9 protein-coding genes are annotated in these 7,157 nt (G+C 56.0%); 5 read left to right on the forward strand and 4 right to left on the reverse strand.

The window, feature by feature from the left end; translation table 11 throughout:
• Positions 1 to 56 precede the first annotated feature (56 nt).
• Genes B2310_RS10310 through B2310_RS10320 form a run of 3 tightly spaced genes read right to left on the reverse strand, consistent with a single transcriptional unit; the run spans position 57 to position 2,176 of the window.
• Positions 57 to 1,052, reverse strand: coding sequence for a haloacid dehalogenase-like hydrolase (locus tag B2310_RS10310; RefSeq protein ID WP_173382087.1), 996 nt, complete (start codon positions 1,050 to 1,052; stop codon positions 57 to 59).
• 20 nt (positions 1,053 to 1,072) lie between these two features.
• The gene (locus tag B2310_RS10315; RefSeq protein ID WP_173366047.1) at positions 1,073 to 1,906 is read right to left on the reverse strand and encodes a M23 family metallopeptidase; all 834 of its coding nucleotides are present in this window, start codon (positions 1,904 to 1,906) and stop codon (positions 1,073 to 1,075) included.
• Positions 1,907 to 1,909: 3 nt separating this feature from the next.
• Positions 1,910 to 2,176 carry a hypothetical protein gene (locus tag B2310_RS10320; RefSeq protein ID WP_173382086.1) on the reverse strand — a complete coding sequence of 89 codons (267 nt, stop codon included), beginning with the start codon at positions 2,174 to 2,176 and terminating at the stop codon, positions 1,910 to 1,912.
• 66 nt (positions 2,177 to 2,242) lie between these two features.
• On the opposite strand from B2310_RS10320, the gene B2310_RS10325 reads away from it, so the two are divergent.
• From B2310_RS10325 to B2310_RS10340, 4 genes are all read left to right on the forward strand, one after another.
• Positions 2,243 to 2,395: a hypothetical protein gene (locus B2310_RS10325; RefSeq protein ID WP_173366045.1), complete on the forward strand. Its 153-nt coding sequence runs from the start codon at positions 2,243 to 2,245 to the stop codon at positions 2,393 to 2,395.
• Positions 2,396 to 2,398: 3 nt separating this feature from the next.
• Positions 2,399 to 3,520 (forward strand): DNA polymerase III subunit beta, encoded by a 1,122-nt coding sequence (dnaN, locus tag B2310_RS10330; RefSeq protein WP_290722839.1) that lies wholly within the window; start codon positions 2,399 to 2,401, stop codon positions 3,518 to 3,520.
• A gap of 144 nt (positions 3,521 to 3,664) precedes the next feature.
• The gene (locus B2310_RS10335) at positions 3,665 to 5,035 is read left to right on the forward strand and encodes an anaerobic C4-dicarboxylate transporter (RefSeq protein ID WP_290731196.1); all 1,371 of its coding nucleotides are present in this window, start codon (positions 3,665 to 3,667) and stop codon (positions 5,033 to 5,035) included.
• A gap of 39 nt (positions 5,036 to 5,074) precedes the next feature.
• A complete protein-coding gene (locus B2310_RS10340; protein ID WP_173366043.1) occupies positions 5,075 to 5,797 on the forward strand; it encodes a tRNA 2-thiocytidine biosynthesis TtcA family protein in 723 nt (240 codons plus the stop codon).
• A 32-nt stretch (positions 5,798 to 5,829) separates the two neighbouring features.
• Here the strand turns inward: B2310_RS10340 and B2310_RS10345 are convergent, their stop codons facing one another.
• Positions 5,830 to 6,432 (reverse strand): fibrobacter succinogenes major paralogous domain-containing protein, encoded by a 603-nt coding sequence (locus tag B2310_RS10345; RefSeq protein ID WP_290731199.1) that lies wholly within the window; start codon positions 6,430 to 6,432, stop codon positions 5,830 to 5,832.
• 58 nt (positions 6,433 to 6,490) lie between these two features.
• On the opposite strand from B2310_RS10345, the gene B2310_RS10350 reads away from it, so the two are divergent.
• The coding region (locus B2310_RS10350; protein WP_290731202.1) for a 1-deoxy-D-xylulose-5-phosphate synthase N-terminal domain-containing protein at positions 6,491 to 7,157 on the forward strand (667 nt) is incomplete at its 3' end.

Here is a 7,157-nt window from a genome sequence, read left to right on the forward strand (position 1 = left end):
GCTTTAGGTAGGATTGGGCCGCCCTTTACAAGGACAAAACGCCCTCTTTCGAGGCGCTAACCGCCCAAATGGGTCGGCGGATTGCTCGCGCTGCTCCTGATGGCGGCCTTCTTCTTTTCGACAATCGCATCCGCAATGGAGCGAGCCTTCTCGACAAGCCACAGCCACGACTGGGAGCCTTCCGAATAATCAGCCTCGCCGAACATCTGCACACGGTTGTCCCTGCGAAGGGCGTCGACCTGCTTGAACGCGCGGACGTTGCCCTTGGGATAGACGGCGAAGGTGGCGCCGCCATTGTAGTTCAGGATGCTGAACGCAGGCACGTCGGAAGGGCCGTCGGCGATATAGACCATGTTCTCGAAGGGAACGCGGCGGCTCTCGCGAGCGATGGACGAGTTCACGTCAATCGTATCGGGATACTTGTTGCTTCCCTTGTTGATTTCGAAGAGGTAGCGCGTCTTGGAGGTGTTGTCGAGAGCGCAGGCGACCTGGGTAATCTCACGGTCCGGAACCAGGCCGAGTTCCGCGGCAGACGCACTCGATTTCAGGTCCCCGGCCGCATCCAGGAACCCGGGTTGCAAAGCATCCTCGATGAACTCGCAGCCGTAGATGCCGTCGACATAGGGCGCAATGGCACTCCCGCGAATCGTCTCCGCGAAGCCGGTACTAACAACATAATGTTCCAGACGGATATCGAACGCCTTGTATTTCGGGTCTTCGGCGATAAGCTTCTTCATGTCGCCGAAAAACTGCGGGAGGCCCGGATAAAACACGAGCTCCTTGCCGAACTCGCGAAGCCGGGCGTTGTTGAGTCCCTTGAACAGGCCCGCCTTCACATAGGTGAGGATGTGGTTCAGGTAGCTCGTATCAGCATTGACGGATATGCCCTGCGCGGCATAGCGTTCCCTGAGGGCGTTCGCCTCGTCCCAAAAAATTTTTCCGTCCACGCCGTAATAGCGGAAGAGCGGTTCTTGCATGTAAGAACTGATGAGCGTCTTGTCGCAGTCCCAGACCATCGCGATTACATTCTGTTCAAACGGAGCCTGTTTCATTCCCGCACCTCGCCTTGACGTTACTTTGTTATAAAATAGTCTTCCGGATTTACGGGCACGCCATTCACGCGAATCTCGTAATGAAGCCCGACTCCGGATTCGCGACCGCTCTCGTTCACAATGGCAATCGGGGAACCGCGATGGACGCGTTCGCCTTGCTGTACCAGCGACTGGCCCAAGTGCGCATAAAAAGTCTTGACCCCGGGCGTATGTTCGATTTTGACCGAGAGCCCGAAGCCTCGATGAGAACGCACCTCGGCCACCACTCCCGCACCGGTCGCGTAGACCGTATCCCCCACATCGGCGACAAAATCTATTCCGCGGTGTGGCAGGTCTATTTCGGTAAACGGGTCATGGATCATCTCGAAGCGGTTCCTGACAGCATGGCCGTTCTTGAGCGGATGCAACACCGGAATCGATGCGGCAAGAGCAGGATTCTTCTCGACTCCATTAAGCAGGTTCTTGAAGGTCGTCTCGATTTCACGGATACTTTTCCGTGGGTACAGGCCATTCGCACCGTCGTCGGCCAAGGCATCATCGAGCGTGAACCCGAGCCCGCTGAGCTTGACGGTACTGTCGCGCAGGAGCTTGGTTTCTTCTGCACGGAGAATCGTCTCGTCCACCGATTCGCGAACCTTCTTTATCTCGCGGGAGATACCCCTATTCTGGCGATACACGGATACGGCGTCGCCATCGGCGACACTGTCCACAATCTTCACGGGAGAAAAAAGCACGAACCCCACGACGGCAAGCACGAAGCATATCCCCATGACAACAAGCCGCATCGGGCTCACGCGGAAGCTCTTGCTGCCGGACGTCCTTTCGGAGAAGGTATGTATCTCAATCTTTCGCACAGGCTACGGACGCTCCCCGGCAATCTTCTTTTCGAGATCCTCGATACGCCGCTTGCCCTCCTCGATTTCGCCCAGGAGTTCCACAACGGCCGGATCGTCCTTGATTGTCCCGAGCAGGTCCCCGCGGACCGCCTGGTACAGCTTCTGGCCCAGGGACTGGAACCTGGTTTTCAGGCGGCTTTCTTCCGTCGCCAGTTCAACCCTCGCCAAAGCGGAGCCCGCAAGGTCCTTCGCCTTGGTTTTGAGCTTATTTATTGCCGTTTCGTTCATGTTCCTTTCCTCTTTCGCCTCTAAAAAATAGTAGTTTTTCACTGTTAAAATCAACGGAGACACAACATGAGTCGAAGCGAACGCAGACGCGCAAAGCAGAATGCAAAGAATTTCGTGCCAAAGAAAAGCAATTCCATGAACAAGTGGGTGATCGTGGCTTTGGCCGTTATCGCAGTCGTATTCTTTGTCGGTACGACTATTATCCAAAGAGGTGCCTAAAAAATGAAGTTCGTTATTGAAAAAACCGTTTTCCAGGATGTACTGCAGGCAGCCATCAACGCCGTCCCCAACAAGTCCACCATCCAAATTCTCAACAACTTCGCGCTGCGCCTCGAAGGCAACTTCCTCGAAGTGAGCGCGACCGACTTGAACCTCGGTATCAGGGTCAAGGTCGAAGTCCAGGGCGAACGCGACGGTTCCGTGGTCATCAACGCACGCAAGCTTCTCGAACTCATCAAGAGCCTCGTCGACCCGAGCATCACGACCGTATCCGTCGACGTGCAGGACTTCCTCGCCACCATCCAGTGGAGCGAACGCGGCAAGGCCTCCATCACCGGTTTTGACGCAAGCGACTTTCCGCCGTTCCCCGAAGTTGCCGAGGGCGAATCCCTGAGCTTCGCCGCTAGCGAACTTGCATTCCTCGCCGAGAAGACGACCTTCGCCTGCTCGACCGATGCCATCCGCCTCAACCTGAACGGCGTATTCCTCGAAGCGAAGGACGGCACCGTCTCTATGATTGCGACCGACGGTCACCGTCTGGGCCGTGCCTCCATCGACCAGGAAGGCGCGAACCTCACGAACGGCGCCATCATCCCGAAGAAGGCACTCCAGCTTATCCTCAATATGGCGAAGTCCGACGCGACCATCGAAATCCGCACGTCGGCCACGCACATCCTCTTCAACACCGGATCCACGCAGGTCATCTCGAAGCTCTTCGAAGGCCCGTACCCGAACTACCGTGCCGTGATCCCGCAGAACTTCGAACGCACCGTGCAGATGAACACGACCGAGTTCCTGAACAAGATGAGGAGCGTGCTCTCGATGGCGAACGCCCGCACCCACAAGGTGCGCCTGCAGATCGACGGCAACACCATGGAACTTTCCGCAAGCGACCCGGATGTCGGCGGCGATTCCCGCGAAGCCATCGCGGTGACGCACAACGGCGAAGGCAACTTCAGCATCGGGTTCGATGGCCGCTACCTCACCGAAATCTTCGGCATGTGCAAGAGCGAAGAAGCCATCATGAAGATGAACAACCCGATTGGCGCCTGCATCATCGAACCGGTGGGCGACAACCTCGGGTTCAGCTTCCTCCTGATGCCGACGCATCTGAACGACGACTAACAGTCCAGACAGGCTGTTACGTATACAGATAAACTAAAAACAGGGTGCCGCACGAGCGGGACCCGTTTTTGTGCCGTCCTGATTTTACGGAGAATTATCAAAAAAGCCAAACCCTTTTGTGGGAAAAAAGATTATTTTAAAAATATGACATTGATGATAATCCAACTCCTGGTTGTGCTTCTCGCACTCTACGTGGGTTCCCGTTACGGGAGCCTTGCCCTCGGCGCGATTTCGGGAATCGGCCTTGCCATCCTCGTACTCGGCTTCGGCCTGCAGCCCGGCAAGCCGCCTACCGACGTTATCTACATCATCATCGCGGCGGTGACCTGCGCCGGCATATTGCAGGCATCGGGCGGCATGGATTGGCTGATCCAGATTGCGGAAAGGCTCCTGCGCAAGCATCCGAACCACATCACCATTTTGGCCCCGCTCTGCACGTTCTTCCTCACGGTTCTCGTAGGCACCGGCCACGTGGTTTACACCCTCATGCCGATTATCTGCGATATCTCACTCAAGAAGGGAATCCGTCCGGAACGCCCGTGCGCCGTAGCTTCGGTCGCTTCGCAGGTCGGTATCACCTGCTCGCCCATTGCAGCAGCCGTCGCCTCGTTCGTCATCATCTCAAACGCAAACGGGTTCAACATCAACAACCTGCAGGTCATCGCGATTACGATTCCCGCATGCCTTTGCGGGCTCATGGCCGCGGCAGCCGTTTCGTACAGGCGCGGGCTCGACCTCGACAAGGACCCGGCATTCCAGGCGCGCCTCAAGGACCCGCAAATGAAGGAATACATGTACGGGAATACCGCTTCCGTGCTCGACAAGGAAGTCTCCAAGGAAGCGAAGCGCGCCGTGTTCATTTTCCTCGGTGCCCTCGCCGTCATCGTATTCTTCTCCATTATGCAGATTGCGGGCCACGACATTCGCCCCAAGTTCCCTACAGGTAAAGTAATTGACGGCGTGGCGCAAATGAAGCCGCTCGCCATGAACATCATCATCCAAATTGTGATGATTGCTGCGGCCGCGTTCATGGTTATTTTCTGCAAGGCAGCCCCCAAGAAGGCCGTGGCGGGCGCCGTGTGGCAAAGCGGCATGGTCGCCGTCGTCGCCATTTACGGGATTGCTTGGCTTGCCGACACCTACTTCGCAAACTACATGGACGTGATGCAGGGCGGCCTCAAAGACATCGTGCAACATTACCCATGGGCAATCGCGTTTGCGTTCTTCGCGGTGAGTGTGCTCATCAACTCGCAGGGTGCGGTGGTGGTTGCCATGCTCCCGCTCGCCTATAGCCTCGGCATCGAAGGCCCTGTGCTCCTGGGCGTGCTCCCGAGCGTGTACGGGTACTTCTTTATCCCGAACTACCCCTCCGATATCGCGACCGTGAACTTCGACCGCTCGGGCACAACCGTCATCGGCAAGTACCTGCTGAACCACAGCTTTATGCGGCCGGGCCTCGTGAGCGTCGTCGTCTCGACAATCGTGGGTACACTGCTCGTGAAGCTGTTCTACTAGAATGCGCCCTACCACCTATAATTTTATATTATAGATGAAATGGCAAACGCAATCCGCAAACGCATCAGCAAGAAGATTACCAAGGCGCTGCACGACTTCAATCTGATTGAAGACGGCGACAAGGTGCTCGTTGCCGTAAGTGGCGGCAAGGATTCGAGCGTGCTGCTGATGGAACTCGCAAACCGCATGGGCAAGTTTTTGCCGAACTGCGAAATCGGTGCGATACATATCCAGAGCGATTTTGCCGACAAGGCCCCGCGCGAATTTCTGCAACGGATGGCAGAACAGTACCCGCAGATTCCGTTTTACTTCAAGGACGTGGCGGTAGAAGGCCGCCTCAAGGAAGGGCGCAGCCTCAACTGCTATTGGTGCAGCACGCAGCGCCGCACCGAGCTCATCAAGTTCGCCCGCGAAAACGGCTACAACAAGATTGCGCTCGGCCACCACATGGACGACATCGTGGAAACGCTCCTGATGAACATGCTGTACAAGGGCGAGTTCAGCGGCATGCCCCCGATGGTACCCTACGAAAAGTACCCGTGCAGCATTATACGCCCGCTTTGCTACTGCGAAGAGAGCGAGATTATCGAATATGCAGAGGACGCGGACATCCGCAAGTTCACCTGCACCTGCGAGTTTTCAAAGGCGAGCCACCGCAAGACAATACGCGAAGAAATCAAGAGCCTCACCAAGGGCAATTCCACCCTCAAGGCTAATTTATTCGAAAGCATGCGGAATATCCGCATGGACTACTTGCTATAGGCGCTCGCGGAGTTTATTCAACCGCAAGACATCTACTGCGCCGCTTGCGCGGCCTTGATACAGCGCACGGAACGGAAGTCCCCCTTGGGGAAGGCGTTCATGCTTGCGGCCTTGCTGCTGAAATCGAGGAACAGGTAATACGCAAGATCGTCGGGCGTCGTCGAAGCACTCCAGAAATAGGCGTAGCCGCCGATGCCATCGTATTTCTCACCGCGATAGCCCGCGGGGAGCGCGCCAAAGCCGAGCGCGTCGGTGCCGTTCCCCTTCTTGAACCACCCGCCGGTGGATTTCAGTTTTTCTCCCGCGACTGCCATGCCGCTCGCAAAATCCGCGCCGCCCGCCTCCGTAATTAGCGATGCAAAGTCCGCGCTGTCCGGGAGGCTCCAGCCTTCGGGGCATGCTGCGCGCGCATCGTCCCAAGTGTAGAGCCGCCCATACTTATCGCAGTTGCGGCTGTCGCCCTCGGGACACACGCTCCCCTCGGTTGCGAAATTCAGGTTCTCCGCAAACCAGGTGAGGCCACCAATCTTTACTACGTCGTAGCTCTGGCCATCGCGCGGGTCGGTGAACGACTCGGAGCAGGCGATAAACAGCACCGATACAAGAAGGCAAGGCAGGTATAAAACGCGACGCATAGGAGAAAAAATAATAAATGATTTATATTTTAGTTGAAATATTTTATAGGCGGTATTTATGCTGATAGAAAAGATTGCATCCCCTGCTGATGTGAAAAAGATGGACATGGAAAGCCTCAAGGCGCTCGCGGCAGAAATCCGCACGGCACTTTTGAACAAGATTTCAAAATGCGGTGGTCATTTGGCTCCGAACCTCGGATTCGTTGATGCGACCATCGCATTGCATTATGTATTCGAATCGCCCAAGGACAAGATTGTCTACGATGTAAGCCACCAGAGCTACACCCACAAGATTTTGACAGGCCGCGCCGAAGCGTTCCTGAATCCGGAAAAGTACTGGAGCGTTACCGGCTACACCGAACCTTGCGAAAGCGAACACGACCATTTCATGATTGGCCACACTTCGACTTCCGTGAGCCTTGCACTCGGGCTTGCAACTGCCCGCGACATCAAGGGCGAAAAGGGCAACGTCATCGCCGTCATCGGCGACGGTTCGCTCAGCGGCGGCGAAGCGTTCGAAGGTCTCGACAATGCGGGCGAATACGCGACGAACTTTATCGTGGTCGTAAACGATAACGAAATGTCCATCGCCGAAAACCATGGCGGACTTTACGGGAGTTTGGCCGAGCTCCGCAGAACGCAAGGCAAGAGCGAAAACAATTACTTCAAGAGCCTCGGCTTTGACTACCTGTATGTAGAACAAGGTAACGACATCGAATCGCTCA

The organism is Fibrobacter sp. UBA3629, from assembly GCF_002374005.1.
Taxonomy (GTDB): Bacteria; Fibrobacterota; Fibrobacteria; order Fibrobacterales; family Fibrobacteraceae; genus Fibrobacter.

Excerpts from the sequence above, each read along its gene's own strand:
- B2310_RS10320 (WP_173382086.1), bottom strand. The coding sequence starts at position 2,176 with ATGAACGAAACGGCAATAAATAAGCTCAAAACCAAGGCGAAGGACCTT.
- B2310_RS10335 (WP_290731196.1), top strand. The coding sequence starts at position 3,665 with ATGACATTGATGATAATCCAACTCCTGGTTGTGCTTCTCGCACTCTAC.
- B2310_RS10310 (WP_173382087.1), bottom strand. The coding sequence starts at position 1,052 with ATGAAACAGGCTCCGTTTGAACAGAATGTAATCGCGATGGTCTGGGAC.
- B2310_RS10345 (WP_290731199.1), bottom strand. The coding sequence starts at position 6,432 with ATGCGTCGCGTTTTATACCTGCCTTGCCTTCTTGTATCGGTGCTGTTT.
- B2310_RS10325 (WP_173366045.1), top strand. The coding sequence starts at position 2,243 with ATGAGTCGAAGCGAACGCAGACGCGCAAAGCAGAATGCAAAGAATTTC.
- dnaN (WP_290722839.1), top strand. The coding sequence starts at position 2,399 with ATGAAGTTCGTTATTGAAAAAACCGTTTTCCAGGATGTACTGCAGGCA.
- B2310_RS10340 (WP_173366043.1), top strand. The coding sequence starts at position 5,075 with ATGGCAAACGCAATCCGCAAACGCATCAGCAAGAAGATTACCAAGGCG.